Source organism: Angustibacter sp. Root456 (genome assembly GCF_001426435.1).
GTDB lineage: Bacteria > Actinomycetota > Actinomycetes > Actinomycetales > Angustibacteraceae > Angustibacter.
Genome location: NZ_LMER01000002.1, coordinates 35,205 through 60,795, shown reverse-complemented (window position 1 = coordinate 60,795; position 25,591 = coordinate 35,205). Strand labels below are relative to the sequence as shown.

General features: G+C 70.6%; 25 protein-coding genes and 1 pseudogene. 7 read left to right on the top strand and 19 right to left on the bottom strand.

What is annotated here, in order from left to right:
* From ASD06_RS03490 to ilvA, 3 genes are all read right to left on the bottom strand, one after another.
* Window positions 1-801: an ABC transporter permease gene (locus ASD06_RS03490; protein ID WP_056673253.1), complete on the bottom strand. Its 801-nt coding sequence runs from the start codon at window positions 799-801 to the stop codon at window positions 1-3.
* Window positions 798-1,775: an ATP-binding cassette domain-containing protein gene (locus ASD06_RS03485; RefSeq protein ID WP_056673249.1), complete on the bottom strand. Its 978-nt coding sequence runs from the start codon at window positions 1,773-1,775 to the stop codon at window positions 798-800. The genes ASD06_RS03490 and ASD06_RS03485 overlap by 4 nt, the downstream gene beginning before the upstream one ends.
* A 136-nt stretch (window positions 1,776-1,911) precedes the next feature.
* Window positions 1,912-3,132 (bottom strand): threonine ammonia-lyase, encoded by a 1,221-nt coding sequence (gene ilvA / locus ASD06_RS03480; protein WP_056673246.1) that lies wholly within the window; start codon window positions 3,130-3,132, stop codon window positions 1,912-1,914.
* 109 nt (window positions 3,133-3,241) lie between these two features.
* On the opposite strand from ilvA, the gene ASD06_RS19230 reads away from it, so the two are divergent.
* On the top strand, window positions 3,242-3,379 hold the full coding sequence (locus ASD06_RS19230; protein ID WP_200941857.1) for a hypothetical protein: 138 nt from the start codon (window positions 3,242-3,244) through the stop codon (window positions 3,377-3,379).
* Between the two features lie 62 nt (window positions 3,380-3,441).
* On the opposite strand, the gene ASD06_RS18720 is transcribed toward ASD06_RS19230, so the two are convergent.
* Genes ASD06_RS18720 through ASD06_RS03450 form a run of 6 tightly spaced genes read right to left on the bottom strand, consistent with a single transcriptional unit; the run spans window position 3,442 to window position 9,749 of the window.
* Window positions 3,442-5,127, bottom strand: a complete 1,686-nt coding sequence (locus tag ASD06_RS18720; protein WP_056673243.1) for an alpha/beta hydrolase — start codon at window positions 5,125-5,127, stop codon at window positions 3,442-3,444.
* Window positions 5,124-5,360: a hypothetical protein gene (locus ASD06_RS18715; protein WP_157371479.1), complete on the bottom strand. Its 237-nt coding sequence runs from the start codon at window positions 5,358-5,360 to the stop codon at window positions 5,124-5,126. Before ASD06_RS18715 ends, ASD06_RS18720 begins: the two co-directional genes overlap by 4 nt.
* A 53-nt stretch (window positions 5,361-5,413) precedes the next feature.
* A complete protein-coding gene (locus tag ASD06_RS03465; RefSeq protein WP_157371478.1) occupies window positions 5,414-6,559 on the bottom strand; it encodes an AI-2E family transporter in 1,146 nt (381 codons plus the stop codon).
* A gap of 14 nt (window positions 6,560-6,573) precedes the next feature.
* Window positions 6,574-7,920 carry a glutamate mutase L gene (locus ASD06_RS03460; protein ID WP_056673238.1) on the bottom strand — a complete coding sequence of 449 codons (1,347 nt, stop codon included), beginning with the start codon at window positions 7,918-7,920 and terminating at the stop codon, window positions 6,574-6,576.
* Between the two features lie 30 nt (window positions 7,921-7,950).
* Entirely contained in the window at window positions 7,951-9,123 is a 1,173-nt protein-coding gene (locus ASD06_RS03455) for a cystathionine gamma-synthase (protein ID WP_056673235.1), read from the bottom strand.
* Window positions 9,120-9,749 carry a YitT family protein gene (locus tag ASD06_RS03450; RefSeq protein WP_056673232.1) on the bottom strand — a complete coding sequence of 210 codons (630 nt, stop codon included), beginning with the start codon at window positions 9,747-9,749 and terminating at the stop codon, window positions 9,120-9,122. The genes ASD06_RS03455 and ASD06_RS03450 overlap by 4 nt, the downstream gene beginning before the upstream one ends.
* Before the next feature lie 63 nt (window positions 9,750-9,812).
* Here ASD06_RS03450 and ASD06_RS03445 point away from each other — a divergent pair, with 63 nt between their 5' ends.
* Together ASD06_RS03445 and msrA are read left to right on the top strand one after the other, a co-directional pair.
* A complete protein-coding gene (locus ASD06_RS03445) occupies window positions 9,813-11,270 on the top strand; it encodes a PLP-dependent aminotransferase family protein (RefSeq protein ID WP_082537668.1) in 1,458 nt (485 codons plus the stop codon).
* A 160-nt stretch (window positions 11,271-11,430) separates the two neighbouring features.
* On the top strand, window positions 11,431-12,105 hold the full coding sequence (gene msrA, locus ASD06_RS03440; RefSeq protein WP_200941856.1) for a peptide-methionine (S)-S-oxide reductase MsrA: 675 nt from the start codon (window positions 11,431-11,433) through the stop codon (window positions 12,103-12,105).
* Between the two features lie 28 nt (window positions 12,106-12,133).
* Here the strand turns inward: msrA and ASD06_RS03435 are convergent, their stop codons facing one another.
* The 4 genes from ASD06_RS03435 to ASD06_RS18330 form a co-directional block, all read right to left on the bottom strand.
* Window positions 12,134-13,342 (bottom strand): hypothetical protein, encoded by a 1,209-nt coding sequence (locus ASD06_RS03435; RefSeq protein WP_157371477.1) that lies wholly within the window; start codon window positions 13,340-13,342, stop codon window positions 12,134-12,136.
* Window positions 13,339-15,528: a sensor histidine kinase gene (locus ASD06_RS03430; RefSeq protein ID WP_056673225.1), complete on the bottom strand. Its 2,190-nt coding sequence runs from the start codon at window positions 15,526-15,528 to the stop codon at window positions 13,339-13,341. The genes ASD06_RS03435 and ASD06_RS03430 overlap by 4 nt, the downstream gene beginning before the upstream one ends.
* A gap of 3 nt (window positions 15,529-15,531) precedes the next feature.
* On the bottom strand, window positions 15,532-16,701 hold the full coding sequence (locus ASD06_RS18335) for a DNA methyltransferase (protein ID WP_255354475.1): 1,170 nt from the start codon (window positions 16,699-16,701) through the stop codon (window positions 15,532-15,534).
* Between the two features lie 245 nt (window positions 16,702-16,946).
* Window positions 16,947-17,237 carry a helix-turn-helix domain-containing protein gene (locus ASD06_RS18330; protein ID WP_082537666.1) on the bottom strand — a complete coding sequence of 97 codons (291 nt, stop codon included), beginning with the start codon at window positions 17,235-17,237 and terminating at the stop codon, window positions 16,947-16,949.
* A gap of 449 nt (window positions 17,238-17,686) precedes the next feature.
* Here ASD06_RS18330 and ASD06_RS19090 point away from each other — a divergent pair, with 449 nt between their 5' ends.
* From ASD06_RS19090 to ASD06_RS03415, 3 genes and pseudogenes are all read left to right on the top strand, one after another.
* The gene (locus ASD06_RS19090) at window positions 17,687-17,959 is read left to right on the top strand and encodes a type II toxin-antitoxin system Phd/YefM family antitoxin (RefSeq protein WP_056673218.1); all 273 of its coding nucleotides are present in this window, start codon (window positions 17,687-17,689) and stop codon (window positions 17,957-17,959) included.
* A 46-nt stretch (window positions 17,960-18,005) separates the two neighbouring features.
* Window positions 18,006-18,110 (top strand): annotated as a pseudogene (locus ASD06_RS19750) (peptide-methionine (S)-S-oxide reductase); the annotation flags it as partial.
* A gap of 113 nt (window positions 18,111-18,223) precedes the next feature.
* Window positions 18,224-18,577 carry a YciI family protein gene (locus ASD06_RS03415; protein WP_056673215.1) on the top strand — a complete coding sequence of 118 codons (354 nt, stop codon included), beginning with the start codon at window positions 18,224-18,226 and terminating at the stop codon, window positions 18,575-18,577.
* Window position 18,578: 1 nt separating this feature from the next.
* Here ASD06_RS03415 and ASD06_RS03410 read toward each other — a convergent pair whose 3' ends face one another.
* The 4 genes from ASD06_RS03410 to ASD06_RS03395 are packed head-to-tail and all read right to left on the bottom strand — an operon-like array spanning window position 18,579 to window position 23,438.
* Complete coding sequence (locus tag ASD06_RS03410) at window positions 18,579-19,019, bottom strand: hypothetical protein (RefSeq protein WP_056673212.1); 441 nt, start codon at window positions 19,017-19,019, stop codon at window positions 18,579-18,581.
* Window positions 19,019-21,625, bottom strand: coding sequence for a multicopper oxidase domain-containing protein (locus ASD06_RS03405; RefSeq protein ID WP_056673208.1), 2,607 nt, complete (start codon window positions 21,623-21,625; stop codon window positions 19,019-19,021). Before ASD06_RS03405 ends, ASD06_RS03410 begins: the two co-directional genes overlap by 1 nt.
* Window positions 21,622-22,740, bottom strand: a complete 1,119-nt coding sequence (locus ASD06_RS03400; RefSeq protein ID WP_056673206.1) for a hypothetical protein — start codon at window positions 22,738-22,740, stop codon at window positions 21,622-21,624. Before ASD06_RS03400 ends, ASD06_RS03405 begins: the two co-directional genes overlap by 4 nt.
* A complete protein-coding gene (locus tag ASD06_RS03395) occupies window positions 22,737-23,438 on the bottom strand; it encodes a metalloregulator ArsR/SmtB family transcription factor (protein ID WP_082537664.1) in 702 nt (233 codons plus the stop codon). The genes ASD06_RS03400 and ASD06_RS03395 overlap by 4 nt, the downstream gene beginning before the upstream one ends.
* 83 nt (window positions 23,439-23,521) lie before the next feature.
* Here ASD06_RS03395 and ASD06_RS03390 point away from each other — a divergent pair, with 83 nt between their 5' ends.
* Complete coding sequence (locus ASD06_RS03390) at window positions 23,522-24,325, top strand: DUF2249 domain-containing protein (RefSeq protein ID WP_056673198.1); 804 nt, start codon at window positions 23,522-23,524, stop codon at window positions 24,323-24,325.
* A gap of 24 nt (window positions 24,326-24,349) precedes the next feature.
* Here the strand turns inward: ASD06_RS03390 and ASD06_RS03385 are convergent, their stop codons facing one another.
* The gene (locus ASD06_RS03385; protein ID WP_056673195.1) at window positions 24,350-25,279 is read right to left on the bottom strand and encodes an AraC family transcriptional regulator; all 930 of its coding nucleotides are present in this window, start codon (window positions 25,277-25,279) and stop codon (window positions 24,350-24,352) included.
* Between the two features lie 78 nt (window positions 25,280-25,357).
* Window positions 25,358-25,510, bottom strand: a complete 153-nt coding sequence (locus ASD06_RS18705) for a hypothetical protein (protein WP_157371476.1) — start codon at window positions 25,508-25,510, stop codon at window positions 25,358-25,360.
* Between the last annotated feature and the right edge of the window lie 81 nt (window positions 25,511-25,591).

The window sequence follows — 25,591 nt, the reverse complement described above, 5'->3', positions numbered from 1 at the left end:
TCAGCGGCTGGCGGCTCGGGAGTACTGACGGGTCGCCAGCGGCACGAAGATCAGCAGGATGCCGAGGATCCAGAGCAGCGAGTAGGCCGTCGGGTGCTGCAGCGACCAGTAGTCGGGGGTCTTCACTCCAGCCGGGAGGTTCCCGAACCACCCGCGACACGCCTGGGTGACCGCCGACAGCGGGTTCCACGCGGCGAACGTCTTCAGCACCCCCGGAAGGGTCTCCAGCGGCACGAACGTGTTGGCGATGAACGTGACGGGGAAGATCACGACGAACGCGGCGTTGTTGACGACCTCAGGGCTCGGCGCCAGCAGCCCGACGTAGGCCATGATCCAGCTGAACGCGTAGGCCCACAGCAGGAGCAGCGCGAAGCCGATGACGGCGTCGAGAACCGAGTTGCGGATCCGCCAGCCCACGACGAGCCCGGTCAAGGACATCACGACGACGACCAGCAGGTTGTTGGCCACGTCGCTGACGGTGCGCCCGACGAGCACCGCCGAGCGCGACATGGGCAGCGACCGGAAGCGGTCGATGATGCCCTTCTGCATGTCGTCGGCGAGGCCGGCGCCGGTGAGCGTGGCCCCGAAGGTGACGGTCTGGGCGAAGATCCCCGCGATGAGGAACTCCTTGTAGTTGCTGCCCTTCACGTCGATCGCCCCGCCGAAGACGTAGGCGAACAGCAGCACGAACATGATCGGCTGCAGCGTCGTGAAGACCAGCAGGTCAGGCACCCGCTTGATCTTGATCAGGTTGCGCTTGGCGACGACCAGGCCGTCGCTCACCGCCGTCAGCGAGCTCATCGGGCCACCACCTTGTCGTCGTCGCTCTGCTGCTCCTCAGCCGCGTGGCCGGTGAGGCTGAGGAACACGTCGTCGAGCGTCGGACGGCGCAGCCCGACGTCCGACACGGTGACCCCCGCCCCGTCGAGCCGGCGCAGCGCCTCGACGAGGCTCTGCGTGCCCGACCGCACCGGCACGCTGATCCGGTGGGTGTGCTCGTCGGTGCTGAGGTCACCCGACGCGACGCCGACCAGCAGCTCGCGAGCCTCGCCCAGCCGCGTCCGCTCGGCCACGACCACCTCGAGGCGCTCGCCGCCGATCTGCAGCTTGAGCTGGTCGGCGGTGCCCTCGGCGATGACCTTGCCGCGGTCGATGACGACGATGGAGTCGGCCAGCTGCTCGGCCTCCTCCATGTACTGCGTGGTCAGCAGCAGCGACGTGCCACCCGCGACGAGCTCCTTGATGACCTCCCACATGTCGCTGCGGCTGCGCGGGTCGAGCCCGGTCGTCGGCTCGTCGAGGAACAGCACCGATGGGTCAGCCACCAGCGCGCCGGCGAGGTCGAGCCGGCGACGCATGCCACCGGAATAGGTCTTCACCGGGCGATCGGCCGCCTCGTCGAGCCGGAACCGCTCGAGCAGCTCGCGCGCTCTGGAACGAGAAGCCTTGCGGCCCAAGTGATACAGCCGCCCCACCATGTCAAGGTTCTCGAACCCGGTGAGGTACTCGTCGACGGCGGCGTACTGCCCTGACAGGCCGATGCGACGGCGCGCCTCGGCCGGGTCGGCCAGGACGTCGACCCCTGCGACCTCGGCGCGTCCGGCGTCCGGCCGCAGCAGCGTCGTGAGCACCCGGACCGTCGTGGTCTTGCCGGCTCCGTTGGGCCCGAGCACCCCGAGCACGGTGCCCCGAGGCACCGCGAGGCTGAGCCCGTCGAGCGCCGTCACCTCGCCGTACTGCTTGACCAGACCCTCCGCCACCACCGCGTTCGTCATGACGCGACCTTGGCACGGGGTACCGACAGTCTCTGGCCGGCCATGGGAGGTCTCCTTCGGTCAGTGATCTCGATCATGACCAGTAGACCTCCGGTCGCCGCGAAACTCATCGCAGTTTCGCGGGACTCGGCCCCCGTCAGCTGAAGTTCAGCGGGTAGCCCGCTTCGCGCAAGGTCGCGAGCACGTGGTCGCAGTGGTCGTGCCCCTTGGTCTCGAGCTGCAGGGCGATCTCGACCTCGTCGACGTGCAGCTGGGCACCGGTGCGCACGTGCTCGATCTCCAGCACGTTCGCGTCGACGTCGGCCAGCACCGCAAGCAGCGCGGCCAGCGAGCCGGGCCGGTCGGGCACGCGCAGCCGGAACTGCAGGTAGCGACCGGCGGCCGCCATGCCGTGGCGCAGCACGCGCAGCAGCAGGAGCGGGTCGATGTTGCCGCCCGACAGCACCACGGCGACGGGTGCCTCGAACGCGGCGGCGTCCGACAGCAAGGCCGCCACACCCGCCGCACCGGCCGGCTCCACGACGAGCTTGGCCCGCTCGATGAGGAACAGCAGCGCCTTCGACAGCGACTCCTCGCTCACCGTGCAGATGTCGTCGACCAGCTCGCGCACCAGCGCGTACGGCACCTCACCCGGGCAGCCGACGGCGATGCCGTCGGCCATCGTCGACATCTTCGCGAGCGGCACCGGGTGGCCGGCCGCGATCGACGCCGGGTACGCCGCCGCTGTCTCGGCCTGCACGCCCACCACTCGGACGTCAGGGCGCAGGCCCTTCACCGCCGTGGCGATGCCACCGAGCAGGCCTCCCCCGCCCGTGCACACCACGACGGTGCGCACGTCCGGGCACTCCTCGAGGATCTCCAGCCCGACCGTGCCCTGGCCGGCGACGATGTCGGTGTGGTCGAACGGGTGGATCAGCACGGCCCCCGTCTCGTCCGCGAACCGCCGGGCCTGCACCAGCGCGTCGTCGACCGTGAGGCCGGTGAGCTCCACGTGAGCGCCGTACCCGCGGGTCGCGAGCAGCTTGGGGATCGGGGCCCCGGTAGGCATGAAGACGGTCGAGCGCAGCCCGAGCAGCTGGGCGGCGAGCGCCACCCCCTGCGCGTGGTTGCCTGCGCTGGCCGCGACGACGCCCCGGGCCTTCTCCTCGTCGCTGAGGCGGGCCATGCGCGTGTACGCGCCGCGGATCTTGAACGAGCCAGCCCGCTGGAGGTTCTCGCACTTGAGGAACACCGGGCCACCGACCCGCTCGGAGAGCGCGCGGCTGAACTCCATCGGCGTGGGTCGTACGACTCCTTGGAGCACCTCGCGGGCGGCCCGCACATCGTCCACGGTCACGGGCAGCGTCGTCGATGCCATGCGCGGAGTGTGTCAGACCGTCAGTCCTGGCGTGCGGCCGGATCCGTACGGGTGGTGGGCGTAGTGTCACGAGTGCGGAGCCGTCCAGGCTCTCGATGAGGGAGCAGCCATGTCCGACAAGTCGCCCCGACAGCATCTGTCCAAGAAGGCGGGCAAGTCTCTCAAGGAGAAGCGCGCCGACAAGCAGGCCAAGGCCGAGTCCAAGAGCCAGCACATCGACATCTTCCCGACCGGCAAGCGCCACTGAGCGCACGCCCGGCACCCCACTGCGCCGGCCGGTGACGGCTGGCGGGGTGGACGCCGCCGCCGTCAGCGGGGCGGCCACGACGCAGCGGCGTAGGTCGGGTCGCTCCACGGCGTGCGGTCGACGACGTAGCGCGGCGGTCGCCATCGCGGGACGCCGTCGTCGAGCTCCAACCGCCAGGGCTGGAGGTGGGTCTGCCAGCGCTCCGGTTGCAGCACCTGCACCGGCCCGCCGGTCATGGTCGCCAGCAGGTTGCGCCACCCGGTGCTGCCGGGCGTGAACACCTCGCTGTGGCCGCGCACCAGCCGGCAGCTGTCGTCGAACCGCCCGGTGTCGAGCCGGATCACGCCGGGCACGACGTCGGGATCGGCGCCGTGGCCGATCTGCCGGCCGGGGACCACCGCGCGCAGCGCGACGCCGAGCGCCACGGCCTCAGGTGCCACGACCGGCGGTGAGAGCTGCGCGAGGCGCTGTGGTGCGTCCGCGAGGTCGTGCCCCTGGGCCAGCTGGATGGGGTCGTCGGGCGCCGTCATCGAGTACACCTGCGTCCCGCCGTGGTGAGGGTGGGGCGCGTAGGTGCCGGCGCTGGAGACGTGGACGACGCGGTCTGCGCCCAGGCCCCGCTCGAGCGCCGACCCCACGATCGACCCGCCGTAGCTGTGCCCCAGCACGGTGACGTCGGCGTCCGGCGGGACCGCCCGGCGCAGGTCGGCGACGTCCGCGGCCAGGGCCGGACCCGCGCGGTCGGCGGCGTCGCGGTAGGCCGCGGCGATCACGTGCTCGCGCACCGGCAGGACGCCGTCGTCGAACGGCTGGTCGGGGAAGTCGGCCCCCTGCCACACCACGACCGCGAGCCGGGGGTCGGCCGACGCGAACGGCACCATGCGCGCCAGCGTCCCGGGAGACCGCTGGAGGTCGCTGCCCGTGCCGGGCACGAACACGGCGAGGTGCCGCGCCCGAGCCAGGTCGCCGAGCACCTCGACGACCTCGCCGTCGCCGCGCGGGTCGAAGTGCAGCAGCTGGTGCCCGTGGCGTCGCACCGACCCGTCGGCGCCCCGCAGCGTCACGCTGCCGTGCAACCACTCGCGGCGCTGCGCCACCACCCGGGCCAGCCGCTCGCGCGCAGCGCCCGGTGGGGCCGAACGCGCCCGGGCGAGCACCGCATCGAGGTCGGCCGCGACGAGCACCCGGTTGGCGGCGTACCGCGCGAGGGGCGGCGCCGCCCGGGCCGACGCCCAGCTCACCGGGTGCAAGAGGGCGAAGCGCACCAGCTCCTGGTCGTCGACGCCCTCGGGGCGCACGGGGGTGCGGCCGTCGTCGCCGGCCACGACCACCGCGGCGAGCGCCGGCCCGTTGACCAGGAGGGCCTCGAGCTCGGACGCCGGCAGCGCAGCCAGCAGCGCGACCACGCCGCCATCGGGCGACGCGGGAACGGTCGTGGCCGTGGCCCAGCCCGGCAGGGCGACCGGCCCGGCCGCGCTGGCGCCGACGGTAACCAGGCGCTGCTCCACCTCCGCGTACACGTGCAGCGCCAGAGCCACGGCGCGAGCGAGGGCCCGCAGCCGGATCAGGCAGGTGGCCCGCTGCCGGACGGCCTCACCCAGCTCGACCCAGCCTCGAGGCCCGCCGGCGTCAGCGGCTCGGGACGCCGCGAGCAGCGGCGCGCTCGCGTCCTCGACGCGCCGGGCGAGCCGGACCGCCGTTGAGGCGAGCCGCTCCAGCTGGTGACCGTCGACCTCCAGGACCCTCACGGCCGGCGCTCCCCCACGGCGCGCTCGGCGTCCGCCGCCCGGCCGCACGCCGCCGCCAGGAGCCGCAGCTCACCGGCGACGGCGCCGACCAGGTGCTGCAGGGCCGCCCCCGTCTCACCGCGGAGCCCGACGTCGTCCCCCGCCCGCGCCAGCTCTCGGGCCGCGGCGTCGACGTCCGCGGCCGCCCCGCGCAGGCGCACCGCCCAGGTGCTCGTGGACGGGACTGGGTGCATGCACTGACCTTCCGCCGGCGACCGTCCCCACGCCGCCCGTCCAGTCTTTCAGTTCAGTCCGGCGCGCTCGGGGCGTCGTCCACAGGGCCTGACGTGGGTTCGTGGTCGGCGAGCGGACCCGCGTCGTCGGGGTCGGCATCGCCGTGGCCGGCCAGCGACTGCACCATCGTGTTGCCCGTCGCGATGAGCGGGACGGCGAAGAGGGCGCCGATGATGCCCGCCACGAGCGCTCCGGACGCGATGCCGAGGATCACGGCCAGCGGGTGGACGCTCACCGCGCGCCCGAGCAGGAACGGCTGCAGCACGTGGGACTCGAGCTGCTGGACGCCGATCACGACCGCCAGCATGATCAGCGCCTTCACCGGGCCGACCGCCACCAGCGCGATGAGCACCGCCACCGAACCCGACACCAGCGCACCCACGACCGGAACGAAGGCACCGAGGAACACGAGCACGCCGAGCGGGACGACCAACGGGACGCCCAGGATCGCCGCACCGAGCGCGATCCCGACGGCGTCGGTCAGCGCCACCACGATCGTCGCGCGCACGAAGGACGTCAGCGTCACCCAACCGCGCAGGGCGGCGACGTCCAGCGGCTGGTGGGCCGCCCGCGGGAGCAGGCGCAGCAGCCACACCCAGATGGCCCGGCCCTGTGCGAGGAAGAAGTACGTCGAGAACAGCGCGATGAACACCCCGGCGAGCACGTGCCCGGCGGTGGCGGTGGCCGCGAGCGCCCCGCTGACCACCTGGCCCCGGCCGCCGCCGAGGCTGGTGCGGATCTGGTCGAGGTACCCGGCGATCTGGTTGGTGGTGACGTGCAGCGGGGGCCCGGCCAGCCAGCGGCGCACCTCGTCGACACCCGCCTGCGCCTGTCGCTGCAGCTCGGGGAAGCCGCTGACCACCTGGGTGCCGACGACGGTGACCAGCCCGGCGACGACGGCGATGACGAGCAGCACGGTGAGCAGCGCCGCCACGCCTCGCGGCACGCGGGCTGCGGTCAGCGCGTCGGTCAGCGGCTTCACGAGCGCCACGAGCAGGACGGCGATGAGCACCGGCGCGACGAGCACGATGAACAGCGCGAGCAGCTTGAGCAGGAAGTAGATCGCGGCGCCCAGCACCAGCAGCCGCCACGCCCACGCGGTCGCGATCTGCATCGCGCGCGGCACGGCGACCTCGGCTCGGTCTCGGTCGCCGGTCACGCCACCATCCTGTCTCAGCGACTGGCCGCGGTCACGTCGTGCAGCGCCGCCGACACGAGGCGCGCCGCGGCGGTGGGCGCCGACGTCGCGAGCAGACCGGCCGCGAAGAGCACGTAGCGGTCGTCGACGGTGAGCCGGGCGTCCTCCGGTACGCGCCAGCCCCCGCCGAAGTCGCTGGTTGCCGGTCGCAGCACGCGGGCCCGGGCGGCGTCGCCCTGGTGGCGGAGCACGCCCCCAGAGCCCACGACCAGATCGACGTCCTTGAGTGGTCGCGGGGCGGCGGAGGGGTTCGCCGGCCGCCCGTGCCGGCGCAGCGCGACGGTGACCGCGAGCTCGGCGAGGGCGGCGTCGCGGTCCGCGTCGCCAGCCGTCTCGGGGACGAAGGCCGGGTCCTCGTGCACGCGCTCGGCGTACCCGGCGAGGTCGTCGCTCACCGGCAGCCGCTCGGCGAGGGCCGCGGCGACGACGTTCGTGGCGTTCCAGCGCATCCCGAGGTCTCCCTCGACGGTGCGCGCGTGCCACAGCGGCGCCACGACCTCCTTGTGCAGCGTGGCGTCCTCGCCCTCCGGCGTCAGCGCGGAGTAGACGTCGGTCGTGGCCCCACCGACGTCCACGACGAGGACGTCGCCGGCCCCCGGGACGCCGGGGCCGCCGTCCGCGAGCACGCCCACGCCCGCGAGGACGGCGTCGGGGGTGGCGCCTTGCACGAGGCTCGCGAAGCGTGGGCCCTTCGACAGCCCCTTGCCGCCGATCACGTGGTGGATGAACACCTCGCGGATCGCGCGGCGCGCGGGCTCGGGATCGAGGACGCCGATGCGCGGCAGCACGTTCGCGGCGACCGTGACGCGCCGGCCCCGCGACCGCAGCTCGTGCGCGGCGTCGTCGGCGGCGGCGGCGTTGCCGGCGAGCACCACCGGGGCAGCGAGGCGAGCGATACCGAGCCTACGAGCGTTGTGGCACAGCACGTCTGCGTTTCCGTGATCGGTGCCTCCGACGAGCAGGACGACGTCCGGCCGGCTCGCGCGCAGCTGCTCGACGTCGTCTCGCGACAGCTCGCCAGCGGCCACGTGGACGACCTTGGCGCCGGCCGAGAGCCCGACCCGGTGTCCGGCCTCGGCGGTGACGACGCGCTCGTAGCCCACCACCGCGAGCCGCAGGCCCCCACCGGCGCTGGAGCAGGCGACGACGTCGTCGACCCGCTCGCCCGCCAGCTGCGCGCGGATGGCGTCGAGCCCGTCGAGGACGTCGGTCTCGATGGTCGTGCGGTGCGAGGCCGACGCGACGAGCGTGCCGTCAGCGGCGTCGACGAGCACCGCCTTGGTGAACGTCGACCCGAAGTCGACGCACAGCACTCGGCTCATGCCCGGCTCACGTCCTGTGCCGCAGCGGTTCTATGCGAGCAGCTGCTCGAGGTCGGCAATGAGGTCGCTGATGTCCTCGATGCCCACCGACAGGCGCACGAGGTCGTCCGGCACCTCGAGCACGGAACCCGCCACGCTGGCGTGGGTCATGCGCCCCGGGTGCTCGATGAGCGACTCGACGCCGCCGAGCGACTCGCCGAGCGTGAAGACCTCGGCGCGCTTGCAGGCCGCGAGCGCTTCCTCGACGCCGCCTCGCAGGCGGAAGCTCACCATGCCCCCGAAGCGGCGCATCTGCGACGCGGCCACCGCGTGACCGGGGTGGCTGTCGAGGCCGGGGTAGAGCACGTGCGACACCCGGGGGTGCTCGGAGAGGAACTGCACGACCGTCTCGGCGTTGTCGCAGTGGCGATCCATGCGCACGGCGAGCGTCTTGAGGCCACGGAGCACGAGCCAGGAGTCGAACGGCCCGGCGACGGCGCCCATGGAGTTCTGGTGGAAGGCGATGCGGTCGTCGAGGTCGGAGAACCCCGGCACCGCAACGGTTTTCGCGGTCACGAGGGCACCACCGACGACGTCGGAGTGGCCGCCGGCGTACTTGGTGGTCGAGTGCACGACGACATCGGCGCCGAGGGCGAGCGGGTTCTGCAGGTAGGACGTCGCGAACGTGTTGTCGACGACGAGCAGCGCGCCGGCCTCGTGCGCGATGTCGGCGAGGGCGGCGATGTCGGCGATGCCCAGCAACGGGTTCGTGGGCGTCTCGGCCCACACGAGCTTGGTCTCGCCTGGGCGGATCGCGGCCCGCACTGCGTCGAGGTCGCCGAGGTGCGCGGGCGTGTGGGCGAGGCCCCACGGCTCGGCCACCTTGGCGAACAGGCGGTACGTGCCGCCGTACGCGTCGTCGGGAACCACCGCGTGGTCACCGGGACGCGCGACCGAGCGCAGCAGGGTGTCCTCGGCCGCGAGGCCGCTGGCGAACGCGAAGCCGCGGCTGCCGCCCTCCAGGGCCGCCAGGCACTCCTCGAGCGCGGTGCGCGTCGGGTTGGCCGAACGCGAGTACTCGTACCCGCCCCGCAGACCGCCGACGCCGTCCTGCTTGTACGTCGACACCTGGTAGATCGGCGGAACCACCGCGCCCGTCAGCGGGTCGGGGTCCTGCCCGGCGTGGATGGCACGGGTGCTGAAGCCTGCGGTCTGGTCGCTCACGCCGCGAGCGTATCGGGGTCGGCGACCATCACCGGCGCCGCCTCGGGCACCGTGAACCGCGGCAGGAAGACCTGCACGAGCGGGCCGATGCCGATGGCGTAGCCGGCCGTGGCGACGCCCAGGGTGCCACCGAGCAACCAGCCCACGGCGACGACGACGACCTCGATCGAGGTGCGCACCAGGCGCACGGAGCCACCGGTGCGCCGCACCAGCCCGGTCATGAGCCCGTCGCGCGGGCCGGGGCCGAGACGGGCGCCGATGTAGAGGGCCGTCGCCATGGCGTTGAGCAGCAGACCCGTTGCGGCGTAGGCGATGCGGACGACGAGCAGGTGCGGGTCGGGCAGGACGGCGAGGCTCGCGTCGATCGCCAGGCCGATGACCACGACGTTGCTCACGGTGCCGATGCCGGGCCGCTCACGCAGCGGGATCCACCCGAGCAGGACGACCGCGCCGACGAGGATCGACCACTGGCCGATCGTGCCGCCGACGTGGCGCGCCAGGCCCTGGTGCAGCACGTCCCACGGCATGACGCCGAGATCGGACGCCACGAACAGCGCCATGCTCAGGCCGTAGAGCACGAGCCCGGCGTAGAGCTGGACGAGACGGCGGGGCAGGCGGCGGCGCATGGTCGACATCGTGGCCTGCGATTGGCCTTGTGATCCAGGGCCAATTCGGCCAGAGTGGCCTGCATGAGCGATCGGCGGCTGGGCGTGCGCGAGCTGGCGGCCCTGCTCGGCGCGTGGCCGACGTCCGGCGTCCCGGCCTACGCGGCGCTGGCCGCGCGCGTGCGCCTGCTCGTGCTCGACGGCCGCCTGCCCGTGGGCGTGCGACTGCCGCCCGAGCGCGCGCTCGCCACCACGCTGGGTCTCAGCCGCACCACGGTGAGCGCGGCGTACGACGTCCTGCGCGAGAGCGGGCACGCCGCCAGCCGCCAGGGCTCCGGCACCTGGACCTCCCTGCCGTCGTCGGGCGCGGACGTGCCCACGTGGGCGCCCGAGCCGGCCCCCGCCGGCGTCACCGACCTCGCCCACGCCGCGCCGTCGGCGCCACCTCAGCTGCACGCGGCGTACACCGCGGCGCTCGAGGAGCTGCCGCTGCACCTGCCCGGCAGCGGCTACGACTACCGCGGCCTCCTCGGGTTGCGCGAGGCGCTCGCCGAGCGGTTCACCGAGCGCGGCCTGCCGACGACGCCCGACCAGGTGCTGGTGACGAGCGGTGCCTTGCAGGCGGTGCGGCTCGCGCTCAGCCTCGTCGTGCGGGCCGGCGACCGCGTGGTGGTCGAGCAGCCGGGCTACCCCAACGGGCTGGACGCCGTCCGCGACCTCGGTGGGCGGCCGCTCGTCGTCCCCGTCGACCCGCGCACTGGCCGGTGGCACCTCGCGTCGTTCGAGAGCCCAGCTGCTCGCAGCGCCCGGGCGGCGTACCTCGTGCCCGACTTCCACAACCCCACCGGCGCGCTGATGGACGACGACGCCCGGGCCCGCGTGGCGCAGACGCTGGCCCGCAGCGGCGCCCTGGCCGTCATCGACGAGACGCTCGCCGAGCTCGCCCTGGAGGACGGGCCGCTACCGGCGCCCTTCGCGCGGCACGCGCCGGCCGGAGCGCCGGTGGTGACGGTTGGTTCTGCGAGCAAGATCTTCTGGGGTGGTCTGCGGATCGGCTGGCTGCGCTCGGACGCCACCACGGTCGCCCGGCTGGCGGCGTTGCGCTCTCGCCTCGACCTCGCCGGCCCACTGCTCGAGCAGCTGGCCGTCCTGCACCTGATGCGCGAGCTGCCGGCCGTGCGCCGGCTGCGGCGGGAGGGCCTGCGGCGCTCGCGCGACACGCTCGCGACGCTGTTGCGCGACCAGCTGCCGTCGTGGCGGTTCGAGGTGCCGGCGGGCGGCCAGGTGCTGTGGTGCGGGCTGCCGGACGGGGCGTCGTCCACCGCCGTGGCCACTGCGGCCGCCGACCTCGCCGTGCGCCTGACGCCCGGTACGCGGTTCGCGGCCGACGGCACGCTCGAGTCGTGGCTGCGGCTGCCCTTCACCCGGCCCGCGGACGACCTCGCTCGCATCGTGCCAGCGCTCGCGGCGGCCTGGCGGGCGAGCGGTGGCGCCGGCGCCGACCGCGGCGTCGCGCCGGAGGTCGACGCCTTCGTCGTCTGAGCTCCCGACTGNNGCGGTCAGGTGCGCTGGCGTGCATGATCACGCCAAGCGGGCCGGGCGTGATCATGCACGCCAGCGCAGGGCGAGCAGGGGTGTCGAGCGGGGATGATCTGCGGCTGCCTGCTGGTTGACCCCTCTGCTACCCACGAGGAGGTTCACCGTGCTGTTCGGTTCGGCGGCCAAGAGCCGCATGGTCACACCCGCCGAGGCCCTGCCGGGCCGCGAGTCGACGCCGTACCCCGTGCCCGAGACGCACGCCGTGCTCGGCACGCCGCTCAAGGGGCCGTGGCCGGGGGGCACGCAGGTGCTCTACCTCGCGATGGGCTGCTTCTGGGGTGCGGAGCGGATCTTCTGGCAGACGCCGGGCGTGGTCACCACCGCCGTCGGCTACCAGGGCGGCTACACGCCGCACCCGACGTACGACGAGACGTGCACCGGACTCACCGGCCACGCCGAGACGGTGCTGGTCGCCTACGACCCCGCGCAGGTGTCGACCGAGCAGCTGCTCAAGGCGTTCTGGGAGAGCCACGACCCGACGCAGGGCTACCGCCAGGGCAACGACCGCGGCACGCAGTACCGCTCGGCGATCTTCTGGACCACCGACGCCCAGCGCGAACTCGTCGAGCAGACGCGCGAGTCCTACCAGCAGGCGCTGCGCGAGCGCGGGTACGGCGACATCACCACCGACCTGCGTCCGGCGTCCGAGGCGGGCGACTTCTACTACGCCGAGGACTACCACCAGCAGTACCTTTTTCGTGTGCCAAATGGCTACTGTGGTTTGTCCGGAACGGGCGCTTCGTGCCCCCTCCCGGGCACCGGACCCGCTGCCGACTGAGAATGGCGTTGAGAATCTGGACGCCAGATCACGCGGGATCCGAGACGTCGCTGTAGATGGTGTAGTCGACTCGGGGCAACCCTTCGGCCTGCAAATACGCCGCGTGCTTCTGTTGAAACCGCGTGGCGTACGGCGGCAAGAGTCGACCAATCCGATACTGCCTGATGTCATCCCAGTCGAGCAGTTGCGCGTGGCGAAACTCGAAGTAGTAGGGAGCGTCGTCCAGCAGAGTATGCACGACCTCGCCAGCTGGGCCCTTCTGCCGATTCTCCAGTCTCCTGAACTGCGAAAGAGAACTGACGTCGGCACGCTCGCCACGGATCAGGTGCAGGCGGATTGGTTGGGCAGGCTGCCCATACGGGCCGGGCCTCGGCACCGTTTGGCAGACCGGCGAAATGTTGATCCATAACTCATCGACCCCTGCCCCGTCCAAGCGAAAGAGGTCCCCAGGAAATACCATGCGTTCAGACAGCCGAGAGTTGTCAACAAAGGTCCGTCCATTTAGGACTTTCCTTACCGCGGCGGGGGAAATAGCCACGTCCTGCTGGGTACAGCCATCGTCGAAGGCCACGGGGTTCAGGCGCGTCAACAGGTTGGAGCTGATCACAGACGAGAGCTCAAACGCCGGGTCCACGCCGTCATCAACGGCCATACGCCACACGTAGACCGGCCAGTCCGGCTCCATGCTGTTCAAGTCAATGAAGAGCCGGTTTCGGGCTGCGTCAAACTCCTGCTCCCAGGTGCGCAACACCGACAGGGCAGGGCTGGCCGCAATCCTGTTCGTCAAGTGCTCAACGATATTCTCCATCAACTCACGCTTGGGGAACACGGTGATGCGCGCATCGACATCGCCGGCTGAGTTCCGGAGTTGTTCGCTCTCATGAATCTGCCGCTTGATTTCGTCCGCGTCCTCTCGACTGATTATGAAGATCGGGCAGTAGACAACCTGCATCAGCCGATCGAGGAAATCGAAGAGGGCACGCCGCTTGAACTCACTGAGGGTTGAGCTGCCAACTGCGCCGAGAGAGCCCGGGCTCAGATCCCAATCGACAACCACGAAGGATAGGGTCTGCCAGTGTTCGAACCAGGTGTCGCGCGCGTCTTCCTCTGGCAGATCTCTCACCGCAAGGACGGGCCTCCCTGAAGCCTTGAGCGCGGAAAGTAGTTGACCCGCCTCGCTTTCATCATTGTCAATTTCGTCATCAATGAAAACTACTGGCCCGGAAAGAAGGCTCACGATTTAGCCCCCGAGTCGAACGATACGGTAAATGTAGCGCCAGCAAGCGCTCTCTCGTCTGGCGGTGACTGCGCCACGTCGACGGCGAAGCCGTTACGAAGTCCGTTTTGCCTGGCGATATACAGGCCTAGCCCCTTGCCCTCGTCTCCCTTACCTGAGTAAAAAGGCTCGAAAATGAAGGGGACGTCTTCCTCTCTGACACCGGGCCCATTGTCAGTGATAACGACGGCGTCTGCGCCCAGCGCGTATGCGCGAATCCTTCGCTCTCGACCAGAGGTAGTCATAAGCCAGTAGGTCGCGTTATCAACAAGATTTATCACGCATTGCAGAAGCGCGCTCTCAGTCGTTTCCGCGATCACCTTACCGGCCCCGTCCACGTCAAAGTCAATCTTCTGGTCTCGATGGAGGCTCGCATACATAGACCGAACTTTGCGAATCAGTTGCAGAACGTCGATGCGACTTCGCCTTTGGCGAGTAGAGACAAATAGTCCTTGGACATCAGAGAATCGACTGACGACAAACTCTAACCGGGCGACCAGGGCTTTCGCCTGCGCGAATATTGGTTCGCTTGTCAGGTCGTGGTATCGGAGATCGTCCAACAAGCGGCGGGCAAGCCTTAGCGCCTCCTGCCCCGCAGCGATCAGGTCGTGAGAGGCTGTCTCCACTGACAAGCCAACACCTGCGAGCTGCTCAGTGCGCGAGATCCTCAAGTTCGCAAGTTCGCGCTCAGCACTGAGGGAGTCTTCGAGGGCGTCGAGTGCCTTGGTGGCACTCGACGGGAGATTCGCGGTTTGCCGCATTGCGTTGACGAACTGGTCAACACGCTTGCCCTCAAGCTTCCGCTCTCGAACGCGTCTGTTCGCAGCCGCGTAGCGCTCGTAGGGCTTTGCTCGCAGGTACGCAAGGATGGTCTGGATTAGGGCAACAAAGTCGCCCGTAGCCGGCCCATCTTCCAGGAGGCCTTCGCGGTTGGTCTTATCTCTCAGCCGCGGATTGTGCTCCTGTGTGATGGACACGAAGCCGGCAGTCTGATCGTTACTGAACATGGACCGGGCGGACTGCGTCCCTCTGATCACGTCGATCTGCAGCCAGTCGTCTCCTGGATCCCCGTAGGGGTAGACGCGGATCCCGTCTCTGTAGAGGTAGACGCGGTGCCGTTTCAGAAGGGCCTTCTCATCGCGATCGAGAGAGTGCGCCGCTGGTGCGGTAGCACTGAAGTCAAAGACGTAGAACTCGAATGCGAAGGGCCCACATTGCGGGCGGGGCAGAGCCTCTGTGCCCTCAAGGAAGTGGTCACGAAATACCTTCAACCCGCGAATCTGGGCGTCATCGATACTTAGCACCTCCTCTCGGCCGTCTAGCGTGAATACGAACTGACGGCCGACTGGATCGAAGCGACCGTCTTCGACCTTCAGGACCGCGCGCTGAAGCACCGCTTGGAAATCTGCATTCCGTTCCACATTCAACCGCATATCAACGCCATCGCGACAGAACGTTACCTCGAAGGCTGCGGCCCTATCTTCACCGCTAGCGCTCCACATGACAGGCTCAAGGCGACCTACGTCTTCGAACACTTCGCGGACCAACTTGGCGTTCCACTCGGCTCGGAGGCCGCGAACCTCCAGTTGAGTGCCATGCTCGCTTGCCATGGGCCCGGAACCGTCGAAGATCACGGGGGCACTCGTGTCTATGATCGCCGCCATTTCTTCGAGATACATGTCCTCGGCCTGCGATCCATGGCCTGCATCATCCAAGACCCCGATGTCGATCAGCAGGGTGGTCTCTATTGGGGCCCCTTCAGCCCGCGAGGTGACTGCAAGTTGGCGGCCGAGCTTGAATGTCGCGAACCTGCCGATCCCCTTCTCCCCTTGGATAGCGCGGCCGAGCGGCGTGCGAGGCCGCGCGCGTTTGGCTCGAGCCTTGCTGGGCGTCGCCGGGCTCATCCAGGTGTGCCGTACGACGTTGGGCTCCATCCCAAACCCGTCGTCGGTTATCACCAGAGCGGAATCTGGCAGCACCTCGAATGCTTCGCCGAAGCCACGGAAGTCGACGACTACTCTTCGCGCATCCGCGTCATAGGAGTTTTTTACGATCTCAACCAGCGCAATACGTTCGTTTTTGATGAGTTGTTCGCCGAGCATTGTCAGGAGCCGTGCATGCGCCTTGAAGCCTAAGCTCTCTGCCATATCTCAGCGTCCCATCTTCATAACGACCTCGGTCCTCATCCGCCGGCCCATGTTCGACGAGGCCGGGGTCTCAATAGCCATGTACCGCCGACTGGGGGGAATCTCTCGCTCATAACGTCCATTGAGCGTGAAACCTGCTATTTCCATGGCCGTTTGGACGATGACATCATTCCGAATGTAGTTCCCTCGCAGCGTGGAGTTGCCGACTACCAAGACAGCCTGGCCATCTTTCCGCAGCACGCGGGAGAGCTCACTAGCGAACTGAATACAGTCCTGAGCAAATCGCTGCACCATACCTTTGCGTAGCAGATTCTTGTCGAGAGCTTCACGCTCAATCGCGCGCAGCATCGCCGCCACATCCTCAGACGCTGGCGATGTAGCGCTTCGTTCCGAGCCAATGCTTGTGGCACGACGTAGACGCAGTTCCGAAATAGTGTACCCGAACCATATAAGGGCGAGTTTGTGTCCGCGCAGGTAGTCGAGCGCGTTCAAATACGGTGGCGATGTAACGGCCATATCGACGCTGCCCCGACGCACGCCCTTCATGTCCCGGGCGTCACCGAGTGATACTTCTGCCTCGCCGGAGGCTGTTTGCTGACTGAGCATGTGCGCGAGCTGTCGGACCGATCTTTCAAACCCGGAGCGTACATCGTAAGGCGACGTTGTCAGGACCTTGTGCGGCCGGCTGTGAGATGTGTCGGCGGCGAGAGATGCCTGCGGTGTCTTGGTAACAATGATTCGGCTGATCGCCACTTCAAGGGCCAGCCGAATCTGCCCTTGAGTGAGTGAACGTACGGCGTGCGTCACCTCAAGCAGGTCGCTACGTTGCTTTTTGCCAAACCAGTAATCGACGAATCGGTCTGTCTCCTCATCATCTCCCCAGGGCGCGTCACCCCCCGCGCCTTGCGAGAAGGCCACCACTTCTTTCGCGGCCTGAAGGAGCTCCTCGCTGTCAATGCGGCTGACTGCGACGCGAGACATCATCACTGCCAGGGGATCGATGTCGATGCCGATAGCTCGGTGACCTCGCGCTCGCGCAGCGTTCAGCACAGTTCCCGAGCCGCACATCGGGTCCAAGATGACAAGCTCACGTTTGGTGCGCGGCGGAATCGCATCGAGCGCGATCTCTGGCGCCATCCTCGCGGGGAAGGGGTGGACTGTCCGCGTGCTCATTTCACCTGGTCCCCGGGTAGGCATTTGTGTGATGGAGCCTGCCAGACAACCGGGCTGTGGCACTGGACGTTCACGGCGCGTCGCACGCATCTGTCGCCCTTGCCCCGAGCGAGGCACGATATGGAACTGCGGTCGGTCGATGTCACGAGCGCTGCTGTGCCCGTCTCCGACGTAGTCGCCGCTGGGCTGCGGGGGCGCGGAGGAAGGTCAGCAGGCGACTCACTTGCTCTTGCCAGTGCTCGACATCACTCAGGACGGTGGCCTTTCGAGCGGTCTGCTGCAGGCTGGCTTGCTCGGGTCAGGGATAGTCCCGAGAGCAGGGTGCCCGGGTTAACCCCCAGAGCCTCGGCAAGGTGCACGATGTTGAGAAGACTGACGTTGCGCTCTCCCCGCTCCACCGAGCCGACATAGGTTCTGTGCAGGCCAGAACGCGCGGCCAGTCCTTCCTGCGAGAGCTGAGCCTGCTCTCGGTATGCCCGCACGCGGTCACCGAACGCCTGCAGGGCCGCCAGTGCCTCAGCGTCGGACGATCGCACCCGCCCACGGTGCTTGACGGATGACGATGAGTCGACAGACTATGAGTAGCATGCTGCGACTAGTGGTCCGTGAGCCTTGATGACCGAAGATCCGCCGGGGGGGCGCTCGGGCGGCAAGGCTCGAGGAGCTCCGCCTCATGTCTGAGGCGGCTGCACTAGAGGCTGATCGCGTCGGCCTGCCCCTCAATGACTTCCTCTGGTTGCGCTCGGAGGGCCGAGCCATGGCCGTCCAAGCCGGCCCCTTCCCCGCCAAGGTGCAAGAAGCCCTCATGACGCTGTCCCTGGGGCGCGGGCGCATACGGCCTGACCAGAGAACAACAGGCGCGTCGAGACCACTTCAGCCACGGCCTCAGGCATCGAACGAGTCACCACTCGCGTCTTCAGCTTCCAGCCATGGCATGCCTCCAGAGGCTCCCACGCAATCCAAACCGGCGGGTAGCGTTCAAGCCATGACGGAGACGTCTATAACTGACGCCAAGGCTCGGCTCGGTGATCTTGTGCAGCGCGCCGAGACCGCAGGCGAGCGCACGATCATCACCAGGTATGGGCGCCCCGTCGCGGTCCTCATCTCCGTCGACGAACTTGAGAGCATCGAGGAGACCATGTACTGGCTGCCGCACCTCGATGAGGTGCGGCAGGCGGAACGAGAGCCGCGGGTCTCACTGAGCAAAGAGCAACTGCTGCACGAGATCCACTCGCGCGCCGAGCGCGGTCAGGTCTGACGAGGACACACTCCGGTCGCGCCCTTGGATGGTCTGTGAATATCGACATGACTACCACCAGCAGTACCTGTACAAGGTGCCGAACGGCTACTGCGGCATCGCCGGCACGGGCGCGACCTGCCCGATGCCGGGCAGCGGCCCGGCGGCCTGAGCCTCACGCCGACCCCTCCAAGAACTTTCGTCGTGGCTGTCGGATCTGGCCGACCCCGTTCGTCGCTAGGTTGAGCGGACGCCGGGTCCGCCGCCAAGACGAGGAGCAGCCGCATGGCCAGGTACCTGATCTTCTTCAACCAGCAGTGGGTGGGCGACCACCCCGAGGAGTGGTTCGCCTCGCGCGTCGCGCCGTCGCGGGCTGTCGTCGACGAGATGCGGCAGGCCGGCGTCCTGGTGTTCGCCGGTGGACTCGTGGAGGAGCTCGAGGAGGCGGCCAGCGCCGACGCGACCAGCGGCGAGGTCGTCATCACCGACGGGCCGTACGTGGAGACCAAGGAGTACCTCGGCGGCCTGACCATCATCGACGTGCCCGACGACGAGACGGCGCGCATGTGGGCGGGGAAGGTCGCCGTGGGGTGCGGGTGGCCGCAGGAGGTGCGCCGTTTCAAGGGGTCGGAGCTCTGACTCAGGTCGTGGGCAGCGCGGTCGCGAGCAGCACGATCGCCAGCGAGCCCACGAGCGAGGCGATGGCCAGCGCGCGCGCCAGCACCTGGCGCCCGCTGCCCATCGCCCACCCGTGGGCTCCGGCCGCGAGCATCACGAGCGCGAACGCGACCAGCTTGGCGCCGAGCGTGCGGCCGTAGCCGGGGTCGGCGAGCGAGGAGATCGTCACGCCCTTGTGCCAGGCCAGCGCGACGCCGGTGCCGACCTGCAGCGGCAGGAACACCGTCACCGTGAACACACCGAACCGGCGTCCGACGGCGCTCAGGATCCACCCGCGCATCGCCGGCTCGACGTGCTTGCGCACCACCGGGAGCAGCATCGAGGAGATGGTGAGCTGCCCACCGACCCACACCATCGCCGACACGACGTGCAGGAACCGCACCACCGACCAGCCGCTCAGCATCAGCGCGTCACCTCGATGACTCCGCGGGCGCCGGCCTCACCGCGCCGCATGTCGTGGTCGACCATCACGAAGTGCCCCGGCTCGGGCATCACCGCCTCGACGAACCCACCTTGCGCCGCACCCAGGTCGAGCACCTGGGCCGCCCCGTGCTCGGGGTTGTCGCGCCGCAGCAGGTAGGCGCCCTCCTTGAAGACGGTGTCGAACTGCGTGCCCACGACGTGGAAGTCGACGCCGTCGCTGGGCCCGGCGGCGACCACCCACCACCGCACGCGCTCCCCCACCTTTGCGGCCAAGGGCGCGTGCACGTACTGGTCGGGGTAGCCGTTGAACTCGGTCGCGTCCCACTGGCCGGCGGCCAGGCGCGCGGGGTCGGCGCCGTCGGGGCCGACGTACAGCTGCGAGGAGACCAGGACGAACTCGCGGTCGACCTTCGGCAGGTGCGGTGGGTCGATGACGACCGCGCCGTACATGCCGTTCGCGATGTGCTGGGTCATCGGCATGGTGCTGCAGTGGTAGAGCCACGCCCCCGAGTGGTCGGCGCGGAAGCGGTAGACGAGGGACTGGCCGGGCGCCAGCGCGCGCATCACGCCGTCGGGGGCGTTCTGGCCGGCGTGGAAGTCGATGCCGTGGTCCATCGAGCCGTCGTTGACGAGCGTGACCTCGAAGACGTCGCCGACGTGCCCGCGCAGCGTCGGGCCGGGCACCGACCCACCGAAAGTCCAAACCCGTTGCCGCACACCGGGTGCGACCTCGACGTCCTTCTCGATCACGTGCAGCGTCATGCGGTGCACCGTGGCGGAGGACGCCGGTGCGAGCGCCGCGTCGTACGGCGTCCAGCCGGGGCCGGGTTGGCCGTGCACGTCGATCCTGGTGGCCGCACCGGACGCCGCCGCTCCGGCCATCGGCATGGTCGAGCCGCCGTGATTCGTGTGGTCGGTGCCGCCGGCCTTCGTCGTTCCGCCGGTGACCCGGACGTCGAGCGTCATGCCGGCCGCACGGTGGCCCGGCACCGTGCACCAGCCGGACAGGTTGGCCTGCACGACACCGAGATCGAGCGTGGCGCGCTCGCCCTGCGAGAGCATCGGCGTCGACGGCCCGTTCGCGAACGCGAGGTCGTGGCGCATGGCGTCGCGGTTGCTCACGACGAGCCGAACTCGCGTGCCGACCGGCACCTCGATCACGGCCGGCCGGATGTCCATGCCCACCATGGTCACCGCCACCTGCTGGACGCCGGACGCCGCAGCCACCCGCACCGCCGACGGCCCGGACGCCGGTGCACCACCCGACACCGCGATGAGTACCGGCACGAGGGTCATCACGACGCCCAGGGCCACGCCGCCAGCCGGGCCGCGCGCCGCCGTCGGCAGCACCGCCCCCGCGACCAGCACGACGAACGCCGCGACCGGCGCCAGCACGAGCACCCAACCCGCGGTCGTCACCGGTGCCGGCAGGTCGGCGAGGGCGGCGGCCACCAGCACCACGGCACCGACGTTCAGCGCCGTCACGCGCACGACCCAGCCGGGCGAGAGCGCGGCGATGGTCTCGCGCACCTGCAACGGGCCGCCTCCGCGCATCACCGGCACGAGGTAGGTCAGCGCACCGACGAGCACCTGCAGGACGAACCCCACGGCCAGGCCGGGCACCACCGCGTCCAGGCGACCGAGGTAGGCATCGAGGTCGCCCGAGGCCGCGAGGAGCACGACGTCCGTGGCGGCGCCGACGGCCAACCACGCCACGGACGCCGCCAACGACCACGCCGCGGGGTCGTGGGGCGCCTTGCGTCGCCACGTCGCGACGAACGGGCGCAGGGCGAGGAGCACGCCGCCGACGTACGGCAGCATGCCGACAGCGGCGACGAGCCGCTGCCCCGCCACGAGGGCACCGACGGTGACGGCCAGGCCCACCGCCGTGAGCCACAGGCTGCGGGTGGCGTCGGCCATCACGCCGTCGACCATGCGGGTGCGCAACACGGTGGGCCACAAGGTGAACAGCGTGCCCAGCACCGTGAGCGCCACCCAGCCGAAGAGGTTCGCGTGCACGTGGGCGGCGTGCAGCTCGTCGTGCACGGCGCTGAGTCCCCACGAGCCCCGGTGCGCCATGACGGTGAGCACCCCGAGCGTGATGCCCACGACCAGCGCGCCGGCGGCGGTCAGGTAGTAGCCCACGGTGCGCGCGAACCGGCTCATCAACGCGCGCTTCCACACCACCGCGAGTGCGCTCGCGTGAGCCACCACGACCGCGGTGAGCAGCACCGCCGCGCCGACGGTGAGGGCGGGGACGTCGGCCGAGACGCCGCACAGCACCCCCACCACACCGACGTTCAGCGCCACCAGACGCGCGGCCGACCACCGCCGTGAGGCGGGGCGCGCGCGCAGCAGGGCGACGGCGAAGTGCTCGGTCCAGGTGACGATCGCGTTGGTGGCCCCGCCGAGGAGCAGCAGGTGCACGGCCAACCAGCGCGGCATCGGCAGGGCCCCGTGCGCCACCACGGCGGCGCACGCCGCGACGACGTAGACCAGCACGACCGCGTTGGCGCGCAGGTGCCAGGTGCGACGGGCGTTCGGCGCCTCGGCGGGAGTGCGAGCCGGGCGGGTGGTGGTGGTCATGCAGCGGACTCCGAGAGTGAGCGCGGGCCGACCGGTGACCGGCCTCGACGACGGGTGGCACCGACCGCGGACACGGCGGCACCGACGACGAACGACAGCAGGGCGACGACGCCGACGACGCCACCGGCGACCCGCAGCGCCGTGACGCCGGCGAGGTCACCACCCACGACGCGCACGAGCAGTCCTGCGTGCAGCAGCACGAGCGGCCCGTAGTCGCGGCGGTGGTGCGGCAGCCGCACCCGCAGGACGGCGGGCAGGATCACCGGCGCGTGCCCGAGCACCATCGACATCGCGAACCCCAGGAACACCGCGTGGACGACGGCGTCGTACGCGCCGCCCTGCACGACCTGCCCGCGCACCAGCCACACGACGCCGGCGGCCGTCATCCACGCGTAGCCCGTGAGCAGGCAGACCGCCATGTAGCGGGTGAGTCCGGACGCGCGCACGGTGTGGCGGGCGACGTCGTGCCGCACCAGCCAGGCCGCGAGCGTCAGCAGGCCGAGGGCGAGCACGCGCAGGCCGACCTCGGGGGTCGCGAGCGTCACGAGCGGACCGGCGAGCAGCAGCGCCGTCCAGGTGAGAACGGCGCGCCGGTGGTCGCGGCCGAGCAGCGCCACGCGCGCCAGCTCCAGCCGCTCCCCCGCGATCGTGAGGACGACGAACGCCGCCAGCCACGGCACGAGATCCGGCAGGTCGGCTCCGCGGAGCCAGACGACGGCGGCGGCCCACCAGGCGACCGCGCCGAGCGCCTCGACCACCAGGTGCAGCGTCGGCTGGGTCTGCATCATCACGGCGTAGGTGGCCACGAGCCAGGCCCCGGCTGCCGCGAAGGCCAGGGCGCTCGCGGACGTCGGCAGGCCGGCCACCACGGCGACGCCGCCCAGACCGCTCAGCACGGGGGCGACGTACCCCCACCACCGCCTCAGCGCCACGGCCCGTTCGAGGGCGATGAGCGTGCCGAGGAAACCGAGCGTCATGAGCACGCCGTGGCCGGCGGCAGCGGTCGCCGGGCTCGGGCTGCCGGCGCCGATGCGCGCGAGACCACCGGCGAGGCCAGCGAGCAGCGAGAACGCCCCCAGTGCCAGCACCGGCACCCGGCGGCCGGCGACGGTCATCGGGTCGGCGAGGACGAGGTGGGTGTGCGCTCGAGGGTGGCGACGCAGAGGTCGGGCTCGACGAGTGGCAGCAGCTTCGTGGCCGCGATCGGCGCGCCCAGCTGCGCGAGCGCGCCCTGCAGGATGCCGAGATGGGCGCCGCACACGACCTCGGGGCTGGCGACGGCGAGGTCGCGGAACGGGCAGTGGTGCAGGTCGATGCGCGAGCCGTCCGCGCTGGCCTCGGGCTGAAAACCGCTGTCGGCCAACAACTTCACGACTGCGGCGACCGCCTCGCGCTCGGTCGTCGGCTCGCCGTCGCTGCGCGTGTGTGGCGCGGCGTCGACCTGCGGCGCGGCCCAGGAGCGGCCGGCCGCGACGGCGTCGGCCGCGGGCTGGGCACTCGTGCTGGCGAGGTAGTGCGTGAGCACCTCGGCGAGCAGCCGGTAGTTGCTGCCGTCCTCGGGCGCCGCCGTGGCCTCGTACACCGTGCGGGGGCGGCCGGGCCCGGACGGCGGGAGGCTGCGTCGCACGGCGTACCCGCCGTCGACGAGCACCTCGAGGTGGCCGCGCACGGTGTTGACGTGCAGCCCGACGGCGGCCGCCACCTCGTCGACGTCGAGGGCGGTGCCGCGGCTGCGAAGCACCTCGAGGACGGCGCTGCGACTGGTGCTGGCGAGCACCTGGTGGGGGCTGCGGGGGCGGCGGTTCGTGGGCACACTTGCATTTTCCACGAGAAGTGCCGTAAAAACAATCTAGGCCGTGAGAACTCCTCCGGCCCACCTTCTCGAGGAGCCCCCGGATGAGCCTCACCACCCCCGAAGCCACCCAGCAGCACGGTCAGGACGACGTCGTCGACGCCATCCGCCGCCACCACGAGCAGCTCGAGCAGGCGGTCGCCGCCGGTGCACTGAGCGTGCGCGACGCCGCCGACCGGCTCGGCGACGTCGCCCCGGCCCGCGACGCGCTCGTGCTCCTGCTGCTGCAGGAGGTGCTACCGCACGCCGCCGCCGAGGAGAGCACCCTCTACGACGTCGCCGCGACGCTGCCCCGTACCGAGCTGCTCGTGCGCGCGATGGTGGCCGAGCACCGGCGGCTCGAGGGCCTGGTGAACGAGCTGGCCCGTGCGCGCACCTCGGGTGCCATGGCCGCGAGCGCCGGGGCCGTGCGGGCGCTGTTCGAGGCCCACCTGGCCAAGGAGAACGACGACCTGCTCCCCGAGCTCGTGGCCCACGACGTCGACCTCGCGCGGCTGCTCGAGGGCATGCACGAGATCCTCGGTGGCGGCCACGACGAGCCGGCGGCCGAGGGTGGCTGCGGCTGCGGCGGGTGCGGGTGCGGCGGCGGAGCCGAGGCCGCGGCGGACGCCGGGCTCGAGGTCGAGGCCGACCTCGACGTCCGGGCCATGCCTCCCGCGCTGCGGCACGAGCAGATCTTCGCGGCGGTGGCCGACCTCCCGCCCGGCGGCTCGTTCGTGCTGTGCAACGACCACGACCCCAAGCCGCTGCGCTACCAGCTCGACGCCGAGCGGCCGGGCCAGATCACGTGGGACTACCTCGAGGAGGGTCCGCAGGTCTGGCGCGTGCGCATCGGGCGCACGGCCTGACGGCCCGCTCCGGGGCAACCGGGGTCAGCGGACGCCGGCCTCCGCGTCGAGGTAGGGACGCGGGTCGCCGGCGTCCAGGTCGGTGATCCCGGCCGTGGCCAGCGCGCCGAGCGCCAGGGTGCGCCGGACCGCACCGAAGCACAGCACGTGGCCGATCGTGCCGCCCATGGTGTGCGTGACCGGCGGCTCGCACGTCGTGTCGACGAACGTGTCGGCCAGCCGGCCGAGCTCGATGGTCTCGGCGACCCACTCGCGGTAGTCGCGTCCGGCCACGGCGTGACGCGCGGCCAGGCCTGCGAGCGAGGCGTCGCTGTCGTCGGGCCAGCCCTGGCCGCGCAACGCGTTCAGCCAGTGCTCCTCTTGCGTCACCATCGCGTTGAGCAGTGACCGCAGGCTCTGCCCGTCGTCGTCGATCGTCTCCACCGACACCTCGATCGGCCGGTCGAGCACCTCGTCGTCGAGGTGCGAGGCCCGTTCGATGATCTGGGTCAGCAGGCCCACGTGGTGGTCGGTCATCTGGCGCAGGACGTCCATGTCGCTCTCCTGGTGCTCAGCCGGCAGCCGCAGGCCACCCGGCGGTTGGAAGTGCACGCCGCTCGGGCACGCGAGCTCGAGGTCGCGGAACGTGCGGGGAGGACGACGGCGGACGTCGCTCGGCGGCCACCCGTAGTACCGGGTGAACGCGCGGGTGAACGCCTCGTGCGAGGAGTAGCCCGCACCGACCGCGACATCGAGCACCGACCTGCGGGTGGTGGCGAGCAGGTAGGCCGCCCGCTCCATGAGCAGCCGGCGGCGCAGCGCCCCCGGCGGCTCCCCCATGGCCGCGCTCACCAGGCGGTTGAAGTGGAACCGCGACAGGTAGGCCCGGTCGGCGAGATCGGCCGCAGAGGCCTCGGGGTCGGCCAAGGTCTCGGTGACCAGGTCGAGGATCCGCGCCATCACGTCCGTCGTCATGGGCACCAGCCTGGCGGGTGCCGGTGGCCGCCCGCTTGATCGTGAGTGCGCAGGTGGTCCGGTGGCGCTCGACCCGGGTCAGGACTCGAGCGCGCTCAACCAGGCGAGCACCTCGCCGAGGGGCGCCGGCTGCCCGGCCGCCTCGGCCGACCTGAGGTCGACGACGCCAGGGGTCACGGCGTCGGTGTCCTGGTTGCCGGGACGTCGCACCGGCAGTGGGCTGAGCTTCATGGACTCGATGGTGGGGCCCTGGGGACGACGCTCGCGAGCGTTCCGGGCCGCAGGTCCCCCGCACCGCTCACCGCCGTCGCG

Bases quoted from the DNA above. Each gene is read 5' to 3' on its own strand.
- ASD06_RS18715 (WP_157371479.1), bottom strand. From the start codon at position 5,360: ATGCACCCAGTCCCGTCCACGAGCACCTGGGCGGTGCGCCTGCGCGGG.
- ASD06_RS03445 (WP_082537668.1), top strand. From the start codon at position 9,813: ATGAGCGATCGGCGGCTGGGCGTGCGCGAGCTGGCGGCCCTGCTCGGC.
- ASD06_RS19230 (WP_200941857.1), top strand. From the start codon at position 3,242: ATGTCCGACAAGTCGCCCCGACAGCATCTGTCCAAGAAGGCGGGCAAG.
- ASD06_RS03490 (WP_056673253.1), bottom strand. From the start codon at position 801: ATGAGCTCGCTGACGGCGGTGAGCGACGGCCTGGTCGTCGCCAAGCGC.
- ASD06_RS18705 (WP_157371476.1), bottom strand. From the start codon at position 25,510: ATGAAGCTCAGCCCACTGCCGGTGCGACGTCCCGGCAACCAGGACACC.
- ASD06_RS19090 (WP_056673218.1), top strand. From the start codon at position 17,687: ATGACGGAGACGTCTATAACTGACGCCAAGGCTCGGCTCGGTGATCTT.
- ASD06_RS03460 (WP_056673238.1), bottom strand. From the start codon at position 7,920: ATGAGCCGAGTGCTGTGCGTCGACTTCGGGTCGACGTTCACCAAGGCG.
- ASD06_RS03390 (WP_056673198.1), top strand. From the start codon at position 23,522: ATGAGCCTCACCACCCCCGAAGCCACCCAGCAGCACGGTCAGGACGAC.
- ASD06_RS18335 (WP_255354475.1), bottom strand. From the start codon at position 16,701: ATGAGCACGCGGACAGTCCACCCCTTCCCCGCGAGGATGGCGCCAGAG.
- ASD06_RS03400 (WP_056673206.1), bottom strand. From the start codon at position 22,740: ATGACCGTCGCCGGCCGCCGGGTGCCGGTGCTGGCACTGGGGGCGTTC.
- ASD06_RS03485 (WP_056673249.1), bottom strand. From the start codon at position 1,775: ATGACGAACGCGGTGGTGGCGGAGGGTCTGGTCAAGCAGTACGGCGAG.
- ilvA (WP_056673246.1), bottom strand. From the start codon at position 3,132: ATGGCATCGACGACGCTGCCCGTGACCGTGGACGATGTGCGGGCCGCC.
- ASD06_RS03430 (WP_056673225.1), bottom strand. From the start codon at position 15,528: ATGGCAGAGAGCTTAGGCTTCAAGGCGCATGCACGGCTCCTGACAATG.
- ASD06_RS03410 (WP_056673212.1), bottom strand. From the start codon at position 19,019: ATGCTGAGCGGCTGGTCGGTGGTGCGGTTCCTGCACGTCGTGTCGGCG.
- ASD06_RS03450 (WP_056673232.1), bottom strand. From the start codon at position 9,749: ATGCGCCGCCGCCTGCCCCGCCGTCTCGTCCAGCTCTACGCCGGGCTC.
- ASD06_RS03405 (WP_056673208.1), bottom strand. From the start codon at position 21,625: ATGACCACCACCACCCGCCCGGCTCGCACTCCCGCCGAGGCGCCGAAC.
- ASD06_RS03385 (WP_056673195.1), bottom strand. From the start codon at position 25,279: ATGACGACGGACGTGATGGCGCGGATCCTCGACCTGGTCACCGAGACC.
- ASD06_RS03415 (WP_056673215.1), top strand. From the start codon at position 18,224: ATGGCCAGGTACCTGATCTTCTTCAACCAGCAGTGGGTGGGCGACCAC.